This window comes from Candidatus Arsenophonus nilaparvatae (genome assembly GCF_045346035.1).
Lineage (GTDB): Bacteria > Pseudomonadota > Gammaproteobacteria > Enterobacterales > Enterobacteriaceae > Arsenophonus > Arsenophonus nilaparvatae.
Genome location: NZ_CP158507.1, coordinates 2,602,513 through 2,621,849, shown reverse-complemented (window position 1 = coordinate 2,621,849; position 19,337 = coordinate 2,602,513). Strand labels below are relative to the sequence as shown.

Genomic DNA, 19,337 nt, shown 5'->3' with positions numbered 1-19,337 from the left:
CTTAAGTATAGTGACGGGTAATTTATTGATAACAAGGGGAGTAAAAATATGCTGTTTTGCTGGCCTATCCGTATTTATTATGAGGATACTGATGCGGGAGGTGTAGTTTATCATGCTCGTTATGCGCATTTTTTTGAACGAGCGAGAACGGAAATGTTGCGAGAAAAAGGATTTGAACAGCAGAAATTACGAAAAGAAAATTTAGCTTTTGTCGTACGTAAAATGACAATTGACTATTTACACCCCGCTAAATTGGATGATTTATTGACCGTTGAAACCACAATTAGCTATGTTCAACTTACATCATTGGCTTTTTTCCAACGGTTAATTAATCAGCAAGGGAAAGAAATTTGCACAGCAGAAATAGTTATTGTTTCAATTGATACATTTAAAATGAAGCCAACTAGGCTTCCTGAGTCTATTGTCGCGGAGTTTAAGCAGTGACTGACATGAATATCTTAGATTTATTCTTAAAAGCGAGTTTTTTGGTTCAACTTATCATGTTGATTCTAATAGGATTCTCTATTGCTTCTTGGGCAATTATTATTCAACGAAGCAAAATTTTAAATGCCGCAACCCGAGAAACGGAAGCTTTTGAGGATCGTTTTTGGTCTGGTATTGAGCTATCGCGTCTCTATAAAGAATGTCAGGATCGGCGTGATGCATTAACGGGAGCAGAACAGATTTTCTATTCTGGATTTAAAGAGTTTGCTCGTTTACGTCAAGCCAATCTTCATACACCAGAAGCGGTAATGAATGGTGCTTCTAGAGCTATGCGAATATCGATGAATCGTGAGTTAGAATCACTAGAGACGCATATTCCCTTTTTAGGTACTGTAGGATCAATAAGCCCCTATATTGGATTATTTGGTACCGTTTGGGGAATTATGCATGCTTTCATTGCATTAGGCTCGGTTAAACAGGCAACATTACAAATGGTCGCCCCGGGTATTGCTGAAGCGTTAATTGCAACGGCAATCGGCTTGTTTGCGGCCATTCCAGCTGTGATGGCATATAACCGACTAAACCAGCGGGTCAATAAATTGGATCAAAGTTATGACAATTTTATGGAAGAATTTTTAGCCATCCTGCATCGTCAAGCTTTTGCTTCTGAAAAGCAATAAATGCGGAGAACAGAAAGATGGCACGGACTCGACATAGGCGTGAACTGAAATCTGAAATTAACATCGTTCCTTTATTGGATGTACTGTTAGTATTGTTATTGATTTTTATGGCAACGGCGCCGATTATTTCACAAAGTGTGAAAGTGGAATTACCCGATGCGACTCAATCAAAAATTGTGTCAGGTAGTGATAATCCACCGATTATTCTTGAAGTCTCTGGAGTAGGGCAATACAGTGTCATTATTGATGGTCATCGAGAAGAGCTTTTACCGCCAGAACAGATTGCAGCAATAACAAAAGCCGCATTGGCAAAAAACCCGCAGGCCATTTTTTTAATTGGTGGCGCTAAAGATGTACCATACGAAGAAGTTATTAAAGCGCTGAATATACTTCATCAAACTGGCATCAAATCAGTTGGTTTTATGACTCAGCCTATTTGATGTAATTGCATAATTACTTGTTTGGAAATCTGTTGTGAGAAAGACAAAAGAGCAAAAAAATAAATTGAGTCGCTCTGTGGTACTCTCTATTATATTCCACGTTTTGTTATTTGGTTTTATTATTTTGGGTTCATTGGATGAAATTATTAAGCTTGGTGGCGGTGGTCAAGGCGGTGAAGTGGTTGATGCGATCATGGTTGATCCCGGCGTAGTAATAGAACAGTATAACCAGCTACAACGGCAGCAAAATAGTGCCAAACAAGCCGATACTGAGCGAAAAAAACGTCTTCAACAGCAAGAAGAAGAACTCCGAAAACAGCAGGAAGAAGAACAAAAACGCTTAAAAATGGTTGAAGAGGAGCGTATAAAAATAGCAAGAGAAGCCGAGCAGCAACGCAAGCAAGCAGAAGAAGCGGCGCAAAAAGCCAAGGAGCAACAGAAAATTGCAGAAGAAGCGGCGGCTAAAGCTAAAGCAGAACAAGAACGGCTAATAAAAGAGCAGGCAGAGGCAAAAGCGAAAGCTCAAGCTAAAAAAGAAGCTGAAATAGCTAGGGCTAAAGCACAAGCAGAGGCAAAAGAAAAAGCCGAAAAAGCTGCTAAGGCGCTGGCAGCTAAGAAAAAAGCAGATGCGGCTAAACAGGCTGCTACGGTTGACTCTCTGCTTGGTGGATTAACTGCCCAACAACCAACTCAGCAAATGGGAGGTGCAGCCGCAGCGGGTCAAGGAGGAAATAGAAAAAGCGGGGCATCCAGTTCGGATGTGGCTAATTATGCAGGTAAGATCAAAGCCGCAATTGAAAGCAAATTTTATGATGCTGATATTTATCGTGGTAAAACATGCGAATTAAGCATAAAACTCGCTCCTGACGGCATGTTAATTAGTATTGCAGCTAAAAGTAATACAGCAAATGATCAACCACTTTGTGACGCAGCGATACGTGCAGCCAAAACAGCAACAATGCCTAAACCGCCTAGTCGTAGTATTTATGATGCATTTAATGAACAGGGAAGTACTTTAGTATTCAAGCCTTAGTTAATGAATGTTATGAATAGCATAAGGCTAGGAAAATTAACAAAAGTTTTTCAGTTATCTGGTTTTGTGCATTCACCTTTGTTAATATTCAAATTAATTATTACGGACGTGAATACGTGATAAGGGAGAAAAAATGAAGCAGGCATTTAAATTATTGTTAGGTTTTCTAATATTATGGGCGGCATCTGCTCAGGCAGAAATTCGGATTGAAATTACCCAAGGTATCAATACTGCACAGCCTATTGCTATTGTGCCTTTTAAATGGACTGGAACTGGTACTTTACCCGATGATGTAGGACAAATTGTTGCTGCAGATTTACGCAATAGCGGTAAATTTAATCCTATTGATCCCAGTCATATGCCTCAACAACCAACTACCGCATCGGAAGTCACACCGAATGTTTGGACGGCATTAGGTATTAATGCAGTTGTTGTTGGTCAGGTACAACCGGCTGCTGATGGTCAGTACATTATTAGTTATCAACTGGTTGATGTGGTGAATTCTCCTGGCGCAGTATTGACGCAAAACCAATTAAAAGTGGCAGCCAAATGGCTACGCTATGCGGCACATACTATTAGTGATGAAGTCTTTGCCAAATTAACCGGTATTCGAGGTGCATTTCGTACACGTATCGCTTACGTGGTTAAAACTAATGGTGGAAAGTTTCCTTATGAATTAAGGGTCTCAGATTATGATGGTTATAATCAATTCACTGTCCACCGCTCGCCTGAACCGCTGATGTCGCCAGCTTGGTCGGCTGATGGTGAAAAGTTAGCTTATGTAACCTTTGAAAGTGGTAGTTCAGCATTAGTTATGCAAACGTTAGCGACAGGCGAAGTCCGCCAGATTGCTGCTTTCCCGCGTCATAATGGTGCTCCTACTTTTTCCCCCGATGGAAGTAAGCTTGCTTTTGCCCTGTCAAAGAGCGGAAGTTTAAATCTTTATGTAATGGACTTGGCCAGTGGTCAAACTCGCCAAATAACAGATGGTCGTAGTAACAATACTGAACCTAGTTGGATGCCAGACAGCCAAACGCTGATTTATACTTCTGATCAAGCAGGGCGTCCACAAATATACAAACTAAATATTAATGGTGGTGTGCCAGAGCGTATTACTTGGGAAGGCAACCAAAACCAGGATCCAAGCGTCAGCCCTGATGGTAAATTTATGGTAATGGTCAACTCGAGTAATGGTAAACAGCACATTGCTAAACAGGATCTGGCAACGGGTAACGTTGAATATTTGACGGATACGTTTCTGGATGAAACGCCGAGTATCGCACCTAATGGTACTATGGTAATTTATAGTGCCTCACAAGGGTTAGGTACTGTATTACACTTGGTGTCAACGGATGGGCGTTTCAAAGCGCGTCTGCCGGCGACTGATGGAAAGGTTAAATTTCCTGCCTGGTCGCCGTATTTGTGATGCATAATAATAAGTATGGCAATAATAATTAAAGGATCGAACAAGATGCAATTGAATAAAGTGCTTAAAGGGCTAATGTTAGCGTTACCTATGATAGCCGTTGCAGCATGTAGCTCAAAAAAGGGCAATGACAAAACGGGTGCTGAAAACAATGTAGCAGATAGCAATGCTAGCTTGACAGCTGAGCAACTTGCTAGTCAGCAAATGCAAGAATTGCAAAGTAACAACATTGTTTACTTTGGTTTTGATAAGTATGATGTTACCCCAGAATATGCACAGCTGTTAGATCAACATGCAACATTCCTACGCGGTAACCCTTCAGTTAAGATTACTGTAGAAGGGCATACTGATGAAAAGGGTACACCAGAGTATAATATTGCACTTGGTGAGCGCCGTGCTAATGCTGTGAAAATATATTTGCAGAGTAAAGGCGTAAACGGTGAGCAAATTGCTATCGTATCTTATGGTAAGGAAAAACCGGCTATACAAGGTAATGACGAATCGGCATATGCCAAAAACCGTCGTGCGATACTTGTGTATTAAGAGTATTATATGAACAGTAACTTCAGACATCTTTATTTGAGTCTGTCGTTATTGGTTGGCGTAGCGGCTCCAGTAGTCGCTACCGCCCAAGCGCCAATCATTAATGTCGGCTCAGGCTCTACAAGTGATCGTCTAATGCAAATTGAGACAGCGGTCAATTCTCAAGGGCAGTTATTATATCAAATTCAGCAGCAGTTATCGGATGCTCAGCGGGACATTGATACATTGCGTGGTCAAATTCAGGAAAACCAATATCAATTAAGTCAAGTTATTGAGCGGCAAAAAGATCTCTATACGCAGTTGGATTCATTGACGACTGGTGCAAATAAAGTCAAGGCAAGTACCGACAGTAGTAATAGTAATAATGCTGTTGTCACGGCTAAACCAGCAAATGAAAAAGCTGAGTATGATGCAGCCGTTGCACTTGCAATAAAGAGCAAATCTAAACAGCAGATTGCGCAGGCAATTAGTTCTTTTCAGCATTTTATCAAAACTTACCCTAAATCTAATTATCAGCCTAATGCGAATTATTGGCTTGGACAATTAAATTATAATCAGGGAAACAGAGATGATGCGGCTTTTTATTTTGCTACCGTTGTTAAAAATTACCCTAATTCAGCCAAAGGGGCAGAATCCCTTTATAAAGTAGGGTTACTGATGCAAGAAAAAGGGCAAAATGATAAAGCACGTGTTGTTTATCAACAGGTGATTAAAGCATATCCTAGTAGCCCTAGCGCGAAATTGGCAGAAAAGAAATTAGCGTCACTCTAATGAATAACCCCGAAGTATTTATTGCTATCTATTTCGGGGATAATTGTATGATTAATAAACATTTAAATGTTTTCGGTAAAAAAAACATTGCACCCTTAGCAAAAATAAGTAATATACTCCGCCATCACCTCAGGTAACTTCAGATGGGTCGTTAGCTCAGTCGGTAGAGCAGTTGACTTTTAATCAATTGGTCACAGGTTCGAATCCTGTACGACCCACCATCTAACAATATCTTGTTACTTTCCAAAGAAACAGAAATAACATATAGCACTGTGAGTACAGGATGAGAAGCTGTGTAGGTTCGAGCCGAGCGAAGCGAGACAGCGTTATGCGAAGCACAACGACCCGAAGGGCGAGGGCGTAGGCCGAGTTATCCTGTACGACCCACCATCTAACAATATCTTGTTACTTTCCAAAGAAACAGAAATAACATATAGCACTGTGAGTACAGGATGAGAAGCTGTGTAGGTTCGAGCCGAGCGAAGCGAGACAGCGTTATGCGAAGCACAACGACCCGAAGGGCGAGGGCGTAGGCCGAGTTATCCTGTACGACCCACCATCTAACAATATCTTGTTACTTTCCAAAGAAACAGAAATAACATATAGCACTGTGAGTACAGGATGAGAAGCTGTGTAGGTTCGAGCCGAGCGAAGCGAGACAGCGTTATGCGAAGCACAACGACCGCAGGGCGAGGGCGTAGGCCGAGTTATCCTGTACGACCCACCATCGAAAGATATTCGGACTATTTCTGTCAAAAGCTAATTTCATGTTATCTGTCTTACTTTACTGTAGATACAGAATATAGATGAAAAATAGTATTCTTCTTTATTACAACCAAATGGAAAAATAGGTTATTGAGAACAATTTGATAATAAAAATTAAGCGACAAAATTTTAAATATTGATTATCTTGTTTAGTATACGAAACAAAATTAGCAAATAAATAGTTTTTTTGCTAAAAAATATCATTTAAAACATTAAATACTAAACATAAGAGTACAAAATGCCTAATTTTATCGATTTCAATTTAGCTAGCTACCCATTTCCTGTTAAATCAGCGCCTTTGACGGATAATGAAAAAAAACATTGTAAACGGTCTATTAAGCTATTGTTGGAAAAAAGAAATGCGGTTATAGTCGCGCATTATTATACCGATCCTGATGTTCAAGCTCTGGCCGAAGAAACTGGTGGGTGTGTAGCAGATTCACTGGAAATGGCACGTTTTGGCTCACGACATTCTGCATCGACTTTAATTGTCGCTGGCGTTAGATTTATGGGTGAAACGGCTAAGATCTTAAATCCTGAAAAGACAATATTAATGCCTACATTGAAAGCGGAGTGCTCATTAGACTTAGGTTGTCCTGCAAAGCCTTTTGCTGAATTTTGTGATCAACACCCAGAGCGAACGGTGGTTGTTTATGCCAATACTTCTGCGGCGGTTAAGGCTAGAGCTGACTGGGTTGTAACTTCTAGTATTGCAGTTGAATTAATTGACTATTTAGATAGTCAAGGGCAAAAAATTATCTGGGCGCCGGATCGTCATTTAGGTAATTATGTACAAAGAAAAACCGGGGCAGATATGCTTTGCTGGCAAGCTGCTTGTATTGTACATGATGAATTCAAAATTCAAGCCTTGCAGAAAATGAAAATGTTGTATCCTAATGCGGCAATATTAGCGCATCCAGAATCCCCTGCAGCGGTTGTTGATTTAGCAGATGCAGTTGGCTCAACCGGTCAATTGATTCAAGCTGCACAAAACTTGCCTAATCAGCAAATAATTGTGGCAACGGATAAAAGTATTTTTTATAAAATGCAGCAAGCATGTCCAGAGAAATCATTTTATATTGCACCAACGGCAGGTGAAGGTGCGTCCTGCCGGACTTGTGCACATTGTCCTTGGATGGCAATGAATAGCTTAAAAACTATAGAACAAGGACTAAAAAAAGAGGGTGAATTACATGAAATATCGATTAATGATGAATTAAGAGAGAGAGCATTGAAGCCTTTGGAGCGGATGTTGTCGTTTGCTGCTAACATTAAGTAGCTGAATTATAAGTGTTAATAGGGTAATAGGGTAATAGGGTAATAGGAATGGAGTTTTTCAATACTAGTAATACTATGGTACATATTGCTCTTGGCAGCAATGGTTATAATTTATCTTATATTGAAGCCGTGGCAACAGTAGCTGGATTTTTATGTATTTGGCTTGCCAGTCAGGAAAAAATTATCAATTATCTTTTTGGTCTAATAAACGTTACATTATTTGCGGTTATCTTTTTTCAAATACAATTGTATGCAAGCTTGTTGTTACAAATTTTCTTTTTCGCAGCGAATACCTATGGTTGGTACGCTTGGAGTCGAGTAGATGCTTATCATGAAGCAAGTCTTAAGATCCGCTGGATGAGTTTTTCTAAAGTAGTGGTAACTCTATTTATCGCCATTATTTTAACGCTGCTATTAAGTTTTAACATTGATAAAGTGTTTATTTTTCTTGCCCACGTCACTTGGGACATTGCTCATTTATTAGGTTTTTATCTTGAACCTGTACAAATAGAACCCGATGCATTCCCTTTTTGGGATTCAACCATGATGGTATTATCAATTATTGCGATGATATTAATGACACGAAAGTATGCTGAAAGCTGGTTACTGTGGATCATTATCAATGTTATTAGTGTTGTTATTTTCTACTTACAAGGTGTTTTAGCAATGTCATTTGAATATTTGATGCTACTTGGTATTTCAATCAATGGTTTTCGCCTTTGGGCTCGGTCAGCTAAAGAAAATGGTTCAATATTTTTAGCAGGTTAATAGTTATTTACATTGGCCTAACAGTATGGTTTTAAAAATATTAACAATTTTTATATCATATTATATATTACCACTAAATATTTATAATATAAGTATGAGTACATATTTACACTTTTATCACTAGAGGTTAAATTGAGTTCATCTTTTATTTTTAGAGAATATACTGGCTAAAGAGCTATACATTGAGTAGAAAAGATGACTTATAAGAATGATGACATCAGAATTAAACATATTAAAGAGTTATTACCTCCAGTTGCCTTATTAGAAAAATTTCCGGCAACAGATAAAGCCGCTTTGACAGTTCAAACAGCTCGTGAATCAATACATCAAATTCTAACTGGTAAGGATGATAGACTTTTGGTCGTTATTGGCCCATGTTCAATTCATGACCCTAAAGCAGCCATTGAATATGCCCAAAAACTAAAAAAAATTCATGATGAATTGAAGAATGAGTTAGAAATTGTTATGCGTGTTTATTTTGAAAAACCGCGTACTACTGTTGGCTGGAAAGGTTTAATTAATGATCCTTTTATGGATAACAGTTTTGATATTAATCAAGGATTGCGTATTGCACGTAATTTATTGGTAACTATTAATGATTTAGCTTTACCAACTGCCGGTGAATTTCTTGATATGATCACTCCGCAATATGTTGCAGATCTTACTAGTTGGGGAGCAATTGGTGCACGTACTACTGAATCTCAGGTACATCGTGAATTAGCATCTGGTCTTTCTTGCCCGGTAGGTTTTAAAAATGGTACCGACGGAACAATAAAAGTGGCTATTGATGCAATTAATGCTGCTAAAGCTGCTCACTGTTTTTTATCGGTTACCAAATGGGGGCATTCAGCAATTGTAAATACTACCGGTAATGACGATTGCCATATTATTTTGCGCGGCGGTAAAAAGCCTAACTATAGTGAATCAGATATACAAGACGTTAAAGAGAGTTTGCAAAAATCAGGCTTATCAGCCCAAATTATGATTGATTTTAGTCATGCAAATTGTTGTAAGCAATATAAAAAGCAACTTGAAGTGGCTGAAAATGTTGCTAATCAAATACGTCAAGGTGAAAAAGCAATCATTGGAGTGATGATTGAAAGTCATCTTTTAGAGGGAAATCAAGATATAACTACCGATAAACCGCTAGCGTATGGTAAAAGTGTGACAGACGCTTGTATTGGTTGGCAAAATAGTGAAAAATTATTATATCGTTTAGCAGACGCGGTTCGGATCCGTCGTGAAAAGAGCAACTAATTAATGCTTAATAAGGCCACAAAGTGGCCTTATACTTATAAAGTTTAATTTGATTATTTCGCTTTACCTTGATTAGCAACCGCGGCTGCTTTAGCGGCTATTTCAGCTTGATCACCAAGATAGTAATGCTTAATCGGTTGCATATTTTCATCAAATTCATAGACCAATGGAACGGCGGTTGGAATATTAAGTTCAAGGATCTCGTCTTCACTCATCTTGTCCAGATGTTTGACTAATGCTCGTAATGAGTTACCGTGAGCAGCAATGATGACTTTTTCACCTTTAGCAACTCTGGGTTTAATCACCTCTTCCCAATAGGGGACAACACGTTCAATTGTGGTAGCGAGACTTTCAGTGACAGGGAGCTCTGAGGGGTTCAAATTTGCATAACGAGGATCATTACCGGGGTAACGAGGGTCATCTTTGGTTAATTCTGGTGGTGTAATTTCAAAACCACGGCGCCATAGTTTAACTTGATCGTCACCATATTTTGCTGCAGTTTCTGCTTTATCTAAACCTTGCAGAGCACCATAATGACGTTCATTGAGCCGCCAATTTTTTTCGACGGTTAGCCACTGTTGATCTATTTGGTCTAGAATATTCCACAAGGTGTGAATAGCGCGTTTTAAAACGGATGTATAAGCATAATCAAAAACAAAACCTTCTTTTTTTAATAGCTGGCCTGCATCTGTTGCTTCTTCGCGGCCCTTATCGGAAAGTTCAACATCAGTCCAACCAGTGAATCGGTTTTCTTTATTCCATTCGCTTTCGCCGTGTCTTACTAGAACCAGCTTAGTTACTGCCATAGTTTAAACTCCTATTAGTACATTCATTAAAATCGATCTGAATTATTATATTATCCGTGCAACTGAATACCAATACAACTGATGGTAGTTTTTAAATTGCTGGGTAAGATCTATACTGATTTAACCTGTCTGTCATTAGATTAGCGGTTTAACACCGCAAAATAGCCTATTTTGCTATTATATAAATAAACATTATTTAAGTATCTTGATATTAAACTAATATTAGCTGGATAATTTTGAAATTAAAGAATGAATGCTAATTAAATAGGTAAATAATAGAATGGTTTTGATATTAAGGTTGCTTATTAAAGAAATTGTTTTTTTATCTATGATGACAAAATATTAAGTTATAATAATTATTAATTTTCGGTAAAATAAAATTTTTGGTAAAATAAGTGAAATATATGTTAATTATTTATATAATTAATTAATAAAAAAGATGAACGTAAATAAATAAATTGTTTAATTTGGTTGTTTATATATAAATATAGATGTAAATAAATTATTAATAATAGATTCTAGGGATAATATATAACTATTTTTAAATTATGTGGGTATATTTATATTTGTAACAATAGATAAAAAAATGGAGCCATTTGGCTCCATTTTTCCTTTTATAAGAGAAACTTCTCCGTTAGTTTCAGGCACAAAATAGAATAAAGCAATTAGTATAATAAAAAATACCAATTGATATGTTATATTTCCATATATTAAGTATGTTTCCAAATCAATTAAATAGAATATTCGTTTAACAATTATTAAGGTTTAGAGTGTAAATCTTTATATTCAATATCTGCTAGCTGTAGAGAATATTCAAAGTCAATTTGTTATTAAGTTGTTTTTATTTGGTTGTATTTATAATGAGTTATTTTGCAATATCATTTAATTTTATTTTCTATATTAGTTTTAAAGCAAATAATATGTAATTTTATAATCTCTGTATAGTTAAACTATAATTAAATATGTATCTAAATGTTTTCATTTTTTATATCTCATTGATTTTTATTAATTTAACTCATTGGAGAAAACGATCATAAGTTGATAATTGATAGCTGGCATCTATTAATGTTTGATTTAAGATCGATTAAAACGATTTGCCGTTTTAATATTTATATATATCATTTCACTCACTACAAGCTTAACTTATAGAATTTATTCTTTTTTTTTTGTTTTAGTTCATACTTTAATCTAATCATCTATATGATGAGAATACTTGTTGTTGGAACTTTTAAATAATTTGTATTTGAATATAATTTAACCACTGTCATATTATTTATAAATATAGTTTATCTATGGCTAATAGTTATTCGATATTTTACTTTATTAAAAGTGAGCATTTTTACTTAACTTTATTATTAATAAAATTTTAAGGATTCACTTTTATATGTCGAAACGATTATCTTTTTTTATTAAAAAACTAGTACTACTTTTTTCTGTCATTTTTATGATGTTGTGTAGTACTGAATTATTAGTTTGGATCACTCGAAATGGCTCCTTAATGGAGCTTGTTAATTAGCTACGTAATTGAATAAAGGCTTTGTTATGAATGTTAATTTCCAAAAGTGCGCTTTAGTATTTGGTGCTATGTTTTTATTAAATGCTTGTTCTGTACCTGTGTCAAAAAAGATGAATAAAAAAGTCAATGATAAAACAGCGAGTCAAACTAATAATGGTACCGCTATTGTCAATAACCAGAGTAGTATTCCTGCGCGAAATTATATAGAAAAAAAAGGAATGTTATTTGATGGTATTACTATTGCCTCGTCAAATAATCAATGTGTTGATCGCTTTAATTTTTTAAAAGAAGCGAATGGTGGTAAATACCAACAATATTCTAATGATTATAATAAAATCAGCAGAGATTATACGTTTTTAAATGTTAATAAAAATATTATGGATAAAGATTCAAAAGAATTATTATCTATGACGTTGAGCACTAAATTAGATACTTTATGCTCGAAAGTTCAATTCTCTGGTTTTCAAAGCGTAAAAGAAAAAGTTAAAGCATTATCAAGTATTTAAATATTATTCATATCTTACCACCTTTAATTGATTGAAGGTGGTTTCTTGCTATGTGTGTACATATGAGAGTAAATTAATTATGACACCATTTTCATCCAAGGGAAGGAAAATAATCGCGTGGTGCCTGCTTTTAATACAATTATTTTCTCCCTTCTTTTTTTCTTCAATATCAATAGCTAGTGCAGTTGAAAATGCTGAGATGGCAGATACTATCTCAGGTATTCAATCTTTAGGGCACCTCGAAAAACTCGAAATCTTCAATGGCTCTCCGGCTTGTCTCTAAATAATTAGATGTTTTTTGATCCCCCCGCTACTAATCCTACCGTCCATTGCCATGGACAGTGTCATTTTGTCCATTCTGGGCGTTAAAAAGCTAAGATGCCGGTACGCTGGAAGTACGCCAACCGCTTTAGGTTGTAACATGCTGCCATCATCGTCATGGCAAAATTAGCGCGCACTTGCCCAATGGTACGGATCAGTTTTCTACCCATTTGTTCCATCGCCGCGAATGCATGTTCAACCCGTGCCCTAATCTTTGCAATCCGGTGGTTGCGCCCTTGCTGAGTCTTGGACAACGGTTTATTTCGATGGCCTTTACGCTGAATCTGGCTCCTATAGCCGTTTGCCTTGAGCCAAGCTTCCCGTTCCGCAGAGGGATAGCCTCGGTCGGCGTAGATATTACGGTTGGTGTTGGCCTTGTCGATGACCCTCTCGAAATGCTGACTGTCGTGAGTGCTGGCCGTATCGGTGACGATTTTTCTGATGAACTTGTACTTCTTGTCCATGTTCACAGAAAGCTTATAGCCATAATGGCTCTTACCGTGTTTTTTAGTCCACGTGGCGTCTAAATCTTTTTGCCGCCGCTTGGTTGGTTTCCAATGAGCAGGTATCGCTTCCTGCTTGAGTTGCTCCTTTTCGTCCTTCGTGAACGACTGCTTCGGAGCAGGTACCAAGGTGGCATCGATGATTTGGCCTCCCCGAGCTATAAAGCCTTTCTTCAAAAGCTGTGAGGTTACACCATCGAAAATGGCTTTAGCACCAGCTTCACCGATCCTGTTCTCGAACGTCCACACAGTGGTACGGTCAGGTATATTGATGGCATGGAGCAACCCACAGAAACGCTTGAAGCTCATTCTGTCCAAAAGCTGGTACTCCATCTGCTCGTCAGACAGGTTGTAGATACGCTTTAGAACTAAAATGCGAACCATGGTCTCGGTTGGAAATGGTGGACGTCCTCCTTTTTTGCTGACAGGGCGTGGTACCACATGGTCGATTTCCGCTGCCAGATGCGCAAAGTCTATACAGGTTTCGATCTTGACCAGAGGGTCGACCAACTGGTCAATCGTCTGTAGGTGATACTGGTCTGCAAGGAGGTCATACTTAATGGCGTTTCTTTTCTGCATGGTGGTCAGGGCAATAGGTCAGTTTTCGATAATTTTATCTGCGAAATCAAACTCTGGTTAGGTTTTTCGAGGTGCCCTTTAATGAATGGTGCAAACGCGGGTAATAATATCGTTACTGAAGATAATACTGCATCATCATCTCAGGGGGAAACTTCTCTATTTCCTTCTGAACGTTTAAGTTCAGGATATTATCCGTTAGAAATGCCACCAAGTCTTGAAACTAAAGGCAATAGTGCCAATACGATTAATACTATTTTACCTAATTTAGGTGGAACGGAAACACCACCTGAAGATAATACAGATCAAACTTTAGCTTCAATTGCCAGCCAGGTTGGTAATATTTTAGCAAATAGAAATGCAGTTGATGCTTCAATAGGTTATGCAAAAAATATTGGCGAAGGCTTGGTTAACCAGCGACTTAATGATTGGTTAAATCAGTACGGTACTGCCCGTATTTCTATCGGTACTGATAGAAAATTTTCGGGTGATTTTTTATTACCTGTTATTGATAGCATAAATAGTCTGCTTTTTACCCAATTGGGATTAAGAACCAATAAAGACAGAAATACTTTAAATTTAGGTTTAGGTTATCGCCAATATTGGGGCGATTGGATGTATGGCATTAATACCTTCTATGATTATGATTATAGCGGTGGCAATGCCCGATTAGGTCTTGGCGGTGAAGCTTGGACTGATTATTTAAAATTGGCCGCCAATGGTTATTTTGGCTTAACGGACTGGCACCAATCAAAAATAGCGGTAATGGATGATTATGATGAGCGTCCGGCAACGGGCTTTGATGTTCGTGCCGAAGCCTATTTACCGACTTACCCTAAACTGGGTGGTAGTATTAAATATGAAAAATATTTTGGCAAAGGTGTCCATCTTGGTACCGGTGTCGATCCAGATAAATTAAAAGACGATCCTTACGCCTTGACATTAGGCATAAATTACACGCCAATACCATTAATCACCTTGAAAGGAGAGCATGCGGCCGGTGATCGTAATGACACTATGGTTGGCATGGATATTATTTATCGCTTTGGCGTACCATTATCGCAACAGTTAGATCCTGATGCTGTTGATGTCATGCGTAGTTTGGTTGGTAATAAGTATGATTTTGTCGATCGAAATTATGATATTGTTATGCAATATCGGAAACAGGAATTAATTAATATTTCGTTACCAGCCGAAATGAGAGCGGAAGCAAAAGAAACAATTATTATTCCTGCCACTGTTAATAAAACCAAATATGGTTTGAAAAAAATCAACTGGACAGTCTCGCCTAGTTTTATTGCCAATGGTGGCAGTTATCAGGTTATTTCACCGACTCAATTAGAAATTATCTTACCGGCTTATGTTTATAAAACACAAAAGAATACTGCGCAAGAATATCAAATCAGTGCGGTGGGGATAGATAATAATGACAATGAATCAAACAGAGCGACGACCACAATACGGGTAAAACCTTCCAGAAATGTGGTTAATGATTTGATTGTTGAGCCTAATTCCGTTTTACCGGCTAATGATCGCGATCATTTTACCACCACCGCGGTGATCACCAATGAACATGGACAGCCCTTGAGTCATCAAGTAATTACTTTCCACGTTGATGGCTTAAAACAACAGGATGGCAAATTGGGGGCAACATTGTCTAATGGTTCCCAGAGTGCTACCAATGGGGATGGGATAACGGCAACCACCGATAGCCAAGGAAAAGCGGTAATTTATATAACCAGTAAAGTAGCTGGGGAAGGCAAGATCACCGCAACGATGGAAAACGGCAATTATAAAAATGGGCCGCTCAAATTTAGCGCTGATCGAAATTCAGCTCAGATTGCCAAGTTGAATGTTACTAAGGATAAAGCATTAGCTGATGGTAAAGAGAAGAATATGCTATATGCATTGGTGACTGATCAAAATGGTAACGCGGTAGAGAATATAGCTGTTAATCTTACAGCAACCGATGGCGCAGTCATTGAAAATGGAACAACGGCAAATACTAACCAGCGCGGAGAACTGATCTTTGGTGTTACCAGTACCAAAGCGGGTAGCAGCGAAGTCACTGCCGAAATTAATGGTAGTCAAAAAACCCAGTCGGTTGCTTTTGTCACCGGTCACCCGAGCGCAGAAAAATCATTATTGACAGTACAACCTGCAACGATTGTTGCCAATGGTAAAACCGCCGCTAACTTGAAACTTGAACTGAAAGATGCGCAAGGCAATCCTATTTCTGGTGATAAAGTGGACTTTACCACGAGTTTGACCAATAGTCAGATCAAAAATACTAAAGAGGTAGGCAATGGGGTTTATACCGCTGAACTGACAGGTATTACTGCCGGAGAAAGCACCGTTGGCGTTAAAATTAATGGTTCAGTGCTGAAAGTTAAGCTAGTAACTGTAGTATTAGAAGCTGATCGCGATACGATGATCATTAAAAAAGGTAATTTGATTATATTAAAAGATTATCAATTTGCCGATGGTAAAGCAAAAAATCAGTTAAAGGCGGTAGTAACTGATGCAAATAATAATTTAGTGCCAAATGTAAGTGTAAAATTTGAGGCAGATAATGGGGCGATGCCTGCATTGCAAACAGTTGACACTAACGTTAATGGTGAAGCAAAGTTCGATACCACTAATAAAAAAGCGGGTGGAGTTACCATTAGGGCAAGTATTAATAATTCAACTCAACAGCAAGAGGTTAATTTTGTTGCAGATACTTCAACGGCTGTTATTACGGATAGCAATTTGGTAATCAAGCCAGATAACTCGCCGGCAGATGGTGTTACCAAGAATGAGGTTACTGCCACGGTAACTGATGCAGAAGCTAATCCGGTACCGAATATGGATGTTACTTTTACTGTAAGTGAAGGTGCGACAATTACTACCGTAAAAGGTAAAACCGGTGAGGATGGTAAAGCGACGGCGACAGTAGTCAGTAAAAAAGCCGGTGTTTATACGGTGACGGCTAAGGTTAATGGCAAAGCGACTGACAAAGAAACTACCTTTAAAGCCAATGGAGCAACGGCGGAAATTATTAAAGAGAATTTGGTGATCAAGCCAGATAACTCGCCGGCAGATGGTGTTACCAAGAATGAGGTTACTGCCACGGTAACTGATGCAGAAGCTAATCCGGTACCGAATATGGATGTTACTTTTACTGTAAGTGAAGGTGCGACAATTACTACCGTAAAAGGTAAAACCGGTGAGGATGGTAAAGCGACGGCGACAGTAGTCAGTAAAAAAGCCGGTGTTTATACGGTGACGGCTAAGGTTAATGGCAAAGCGACTGACAAAGAAACTACCTTTAAAGCCAATGGAGCAACGGCGGAAATTATTAAAGAGAATTTGGTGATCAAGCCAGATAACTCGCCGGCAGATGGTGTTACCAAGAATGAGGTTACTGCCACGGTAACTGATGCAGAAGCTAATCCGGTACCGAATATGGATGTTACTTTTACTGTAAGTGAAGGTGCGACAATTACTACCGTAAAAGGTAAAACCGGTGAGGATGGTAAAGCGACGGCGACAGTAGTCAGTAAAAAAGCCGGTGTTTATACGGTGACGGCTAAGGTTAATGGCAAAGCGACTGACAAAGAAACTACCTTTAAAGCCAATGGAGCAACGGCGGAAATTATTAAAGAGAATTTGGTAATCAAGCCAGATAACTCGCCGGCAGATGGTGTTACCAAGAATGAGGTTACTGCTACGGTAACCGATGCAGAAGCTAATCCGGTACCGAATATGGATGTTACTTTTACTGTAAGTGAAGGTGCGACAATTACTACCGTAAAAGGTAAAACCGGTGAGGATGGTAAAGCGACGGCGACAGTAGTCAGTAAAAAAGCCGGTGTTTATACGGTGACGGCTAAGGTTAATGGCAAAGCGACTGACAAAGAAACTACCTTTAAAGCGGATAGTAAAAGTGCAGCATTAGCTCAGGTTCAATTAGATGGCAAAATCACTGAAAAAGCGGCTAATGGCAAAAATTCATTCACTTTTATCGCAGTGGTAAAAGATGCGAATGACAATTTGGTGCCGGATGTTGAGGTGACATGGCAACAAAATAGAGGTAATGATGTTACATTGCCAAAACCTGCGAGCAGTAATACCAATACTAAAGGGGAAGCTAAAATTATCCTAACAAGTACGATTAAAGCGGTTGGGGGTATTCAGGTGAGTGCACAATTAAAAGGTGGTGAGGCAAAAGATGCGGATAAGAGAGTGAGTTTTGTTGGAGATATTTCAACTGCTAAAATCCAAATTAACTCATTAAAACAAAATAATATTGTGCCAGCGGATAACCAATCAGAATATCCATTTGAAATTAGTGCAACTGATACCAATGGTAATGTTCTGAAAGATTATGCTTTAGATGTGGTAATTCCAGAATTATCGATTAGTGAAAAATTTACAACCGATAATCAAGGTAAAGTTAAGTACTCACCGAAGAGTGCAAAAGCGGGTAGCTTTGAGGCCACAGTGACTTCGTCTACCAATACGGCTGTGTCTGACACGCTCAAAGTACAGTATACCATTACAACCTTATCATCATCGCATTAGTAGTAACCCGTTGATTTTCAGAGAGATATGGAGTTTTCAATGAAAAAAATAGCACTCATGATATCAATGCTGTTTTTCTATACCGGCAGCGCGTTAGCGTTGGAATGTAAGGTTTTAGGTAGTTCTGGTGATACTTATCGTGAGACTCAACCGGTGGGGAATGTCTTGATCCCTAAGAATTCTAAAAAGGGTGAAAAGATCTGGATATCTGATCTATTCACTAGAGAGGTAGAATGTAAATCTGGAGAATCAGAGCCGGTCTATTTTTATTATTTTCCAAAAGTAAGTGAGTCAGATATTCCCCGGGGAATGAAATTTGGCATAACCTATAATGGTAAAGATACCGATTTAAATATGTCAGCCTCAGAAAATGAGAGAAGGATACAAACAGATATTAATATGAAAGCCAATAAGCCGGAAAAAGGAATCATTAAAGTAAGACTTTATATAAAAAAAGATGATGATATTGATTCAAGTAGTTTTTCTGGGCAACTAAATATTTATCAGCTTGACGGCAAAGGTGGTTTAAATAGTGCCCCAAAAGGAAATTATCGATTTAGCCTATCTCAATTAAATAATATTACTGAAGTTACATGTGGTTCTAATTATTCCTGGCGTAAATTTAAGGTTGATATCAATAATGATTTAACGTTGAAAGAACAAGACGTATCGAATATTGGCACTTTAAACTTAACTTGCCATGCTAATAATAATTTCGGTCTTAGCGGTAAGCGCGTTACGCTAGATGTTTATCCAGATACCACCAAATCTGCTGAGGCATTTACCACTAATTTAAACGGATTAAATTTTATATTTAACGTTGATGGTGAGGAGTTAAAACCAAATAACAGTATTAATAAGCCTAAAAAAATAGTTGTAGAACTTGATAGTGGTGGTAATGCCAACCTTAATGTCGATGGGCTGTTTAAATTAAATTATCAGGAACCAGGTCAGGATTGGCTCTATAACCCTGCGACCTCAACTGTTACGCCTGAAAATGTGAAAATTAAATCAGATTTAAGGTTAATAGAATAAGAAATTAGTAGGAAATCGTGATAAAAATTTTTATCAATAAATTATTATTATGTTTTGCACACTAATGAAAGGGTTGTTTACATTATTATTTGATAGGGATATC

The 19,337-nt window shown here is 38.0% G+C and carries 15 protein-coding genes, 1 tRNA gene and 3 other RNA genes; 17 read left to right on the top strand and 2 right to left on the bottom strand.

All coding sequences use genetic code 11. The annotated features are described in order from the left end of the window. The first annotated feature begins 48 nt into the window (after window positions 1–48). The 14 genes from ybgC to aroG all read left to right on the top strand — a co-directional run bounded on the left by ybgC (window position 49) and on the right by aroG (window position 9,405). Window positions 49–444: a tol-pal system-associated acyl-CoA thioesterase gene (ybgC, locus tag WH390_RS12220; RefSeq protein WP_032116271.1), complete on the top strand. Its 396-nt coding sequence runs from the start codon at window positions 49–51 to the stop codon at window positions 442–444. Beyond that, entirely contained in the window at window positions 441–1,124 is a 684-nt protein-coding gene (gene tolQ / locus WH390_RS12215) for a Tol-Pal system protein TolQ (RefSeq protein ID WP_032116272.1), read from the top strand. The genes ybgC and tolQ overlap by 4 nt, the downstream gene beginning before the upstream one ends. 17 nt (window positions 1,125–1,141) lie before the next feature. Next, window positions 1,142–1,564, top strand: coding sequence for a colicin uptake protein TolR (tolR, locus tag WH390_RS12210; protein WP_032116273.1), 423 nt, complete (start codon window positions 1,142–1,144; stop codon window positions 1,562–1,564). Window positions 1,565–1,598: 34 nt separating this feature from the next. Further along, window positions 1,599–2,597: a cell envelope integrity protein TolA gene (tolA, locus tag WH390_RS12205; protein ID WP_032116274.1), complete on the top strand. Its 999-nt coding sequence runs from the start codon at window positions 1,599–1,601 to the stop codon at window positions 2,595–2,597. A gap of 133 nt (window positions 2,598–2,730) precedes the next feature. Further along, window positions 2,731–4,023: a Tol-Pal system beta propeller repeat protein TolB gene (gene tolB, locus WH390_RS12200; RefSeq protein ID WP_406850592.1), complete on the top strand. Its 1,293-nt coding sequence runs from the start codon at window positions 2,731–2,733 to the stop codon at window positions 4,021–4,023. A 45-nt stretch (window positions 4,024–4,068) separates the two neighbouring features. Next, window positions 4,069–4,566 (top strand): peptidoglycan-associated lipoprotein Pal, encoded by a 498-nt coding sequence (pal, locus tag WH390_RS12195; protein WP_032116276.1) that lies wholly within the window; start codon window positions 4,069–4,071, stop codon window positions 4,564–4,566. A gap of 9 nt (window positions 4,567–4,575) precedes the next feature. Continuing rightward, complete coding sequence (gene ybgF, locus WH390_RS12190) at window positions 4,576–5,337, top strand: tol-pal system protein YbgF (protein ID WP_032116277.1); 762 nt, start codon at window positions 4,576–4,578, stop codon at window positions 5,335–5,337. A 145-nt stretch (window positions 5,338–5,482) separates the two neighbouring features. After that, window positions 5,483–5,558: transfer RNA gene (locus WH390_RS12185), tRNA-Lys, on the top strand. 41 nt (window positions 5,559–5,599) lie between these two features. Then, a non-coding RNA gene (locus WH390_RS12180) (RtT sRNA) lies at window positions 5,600–5,727 on the top strand. A 41-nt stretch (window positions 5,728–5,768) separates the two neighbouring features. Next, a non-coding RNA gene (locus WH390_RS12175) (RtT sRNA) lies at window positions 5,769–5,896 on the top strand. Between the two features lie 41 nt (window positions 5,897–5,937). After that, a non-coding RNA gene (locus WH390_RS12170) (RtT sRNA) lies at window positions 5,938–6,064 on the top strand. 276 nt (window positions 6,065–6,340) lie between these two features. Further along, the gene (gene nadA, locus WH390_RS12165; protein ID WP_032116278.1) at window positions 6,341–7,381 is read left to right on the top strand and encodes a quinolinate synthase NadA; all 1,041 of its coding nucleotides are present in this window, start codon (window positions 6,341–6,343) and stop codon (window positions 7,379–7,381) included. A 47-nt stretch (window positions 7,382–7,428) separates the two neighbouring features. After that, a complete protein-coding gene (pnuC, locus tag WH390_RS12160) occupies window positions 7,429–8,148 on the top strand; it encodes a nicotinamide riboside transporter PnuC (RefSeq protein WP_032116279.1) in 720 nt (239 codons plus the stop codon). 195 nt (window positions 8,149–8,343) lie between these two features. Beyond that, window positions 8,344–9,405, top strand: coding sequence for a 3-deoxy-7-phosphoheptulonate synthase AroG (gene aroG / locus WH390_RS12155; protein WP_032116280.1), 1,062 nt, complete (start codon window positions 8,344–8,346; stop codon window positions 9,403–9,405). A 53-nt stretch (window positions 9,406–9,458) separates the two neighbouring features. On the opposite strand, the gene gpmA is transcribed toward aroG, so the two are convergent. After that, window positions 9,459–10,211, bottom strand: a complete 753-nt coding sequence (gpmA, locus tag WH390_RS12150) for a 2,3-diphosphoglycerate-dependent phosphoglycerate mutase (RefSeq protein ID WP_032116281.1) — start codon at window positions 10,209–10,211, stop codon at window positions 9,459–9,461. 1,542 nt (window positions 10,212–11,753) lie between these two features. On the opposite strand from gpmA, the gene WH390_RS12145 reads away from it, so the two are divergent. Further along, complete coding sequence (locus WH390_RS12145) at window positions 11,754–12,233, top strand: hypothetical protein (RefSeq protein ID WP_032116282.1); 480 nt, start codon at window positions 11,754–11,756, stop codon at window positions 12,231–12,233. A 365-nt stretch (window positions 12,234–12,598) separates the two neighbouring features. Here the strand turns inward: WH390_RS12145 and WH390_RS12140 are convergent, their stop codons facing one another. Continuing rightward, window positions 12,599–13,636 carry an IS5 family transposase gene (locus WH390_RS12140; RefSeq protein ID WP_032114985.1) on the bottom strand — a complete coding sequence of 346 codons (1,038 nt, stop codon included), beginning with the start codon at window positions 13,634–13,636 and terminating at the stop codon, window positions 12,599–12,601. Window positions 13,637–13,717: 81 nt separating this feature from the next. Here WH390_RS12140 and WH390_RS12135 point away from each other — a divergent pair, with 81 nt between their 5' ends. Continuing rightward, a complete protein-coding gene (locus WH390_RS12135) occupies window positions 13,718–18,199 on the top strand; it encodes an Ig-like domain-containing protein (protein ID WP_406850591.1) in 4,482 nt (1,493 codons plus the stop codon). A gap of 39 nt (window positions 18,200–18,238) precedes the next feature. Then, the gene (locus WH390_RS12130; RefSeq protein WP_032116285.1) at window positions 18,239–19,234 is read left to right on the top strand and encodes a hypothetical protein; all 996 of its coding nucleotides are present in this window, start codon (window positions 18,239–18,241) and stop codon (window positions 19,232–19,234) included. The last annotated feature ends 103 nt before the right edge of the window (window positions 19,235–19,337 follow it).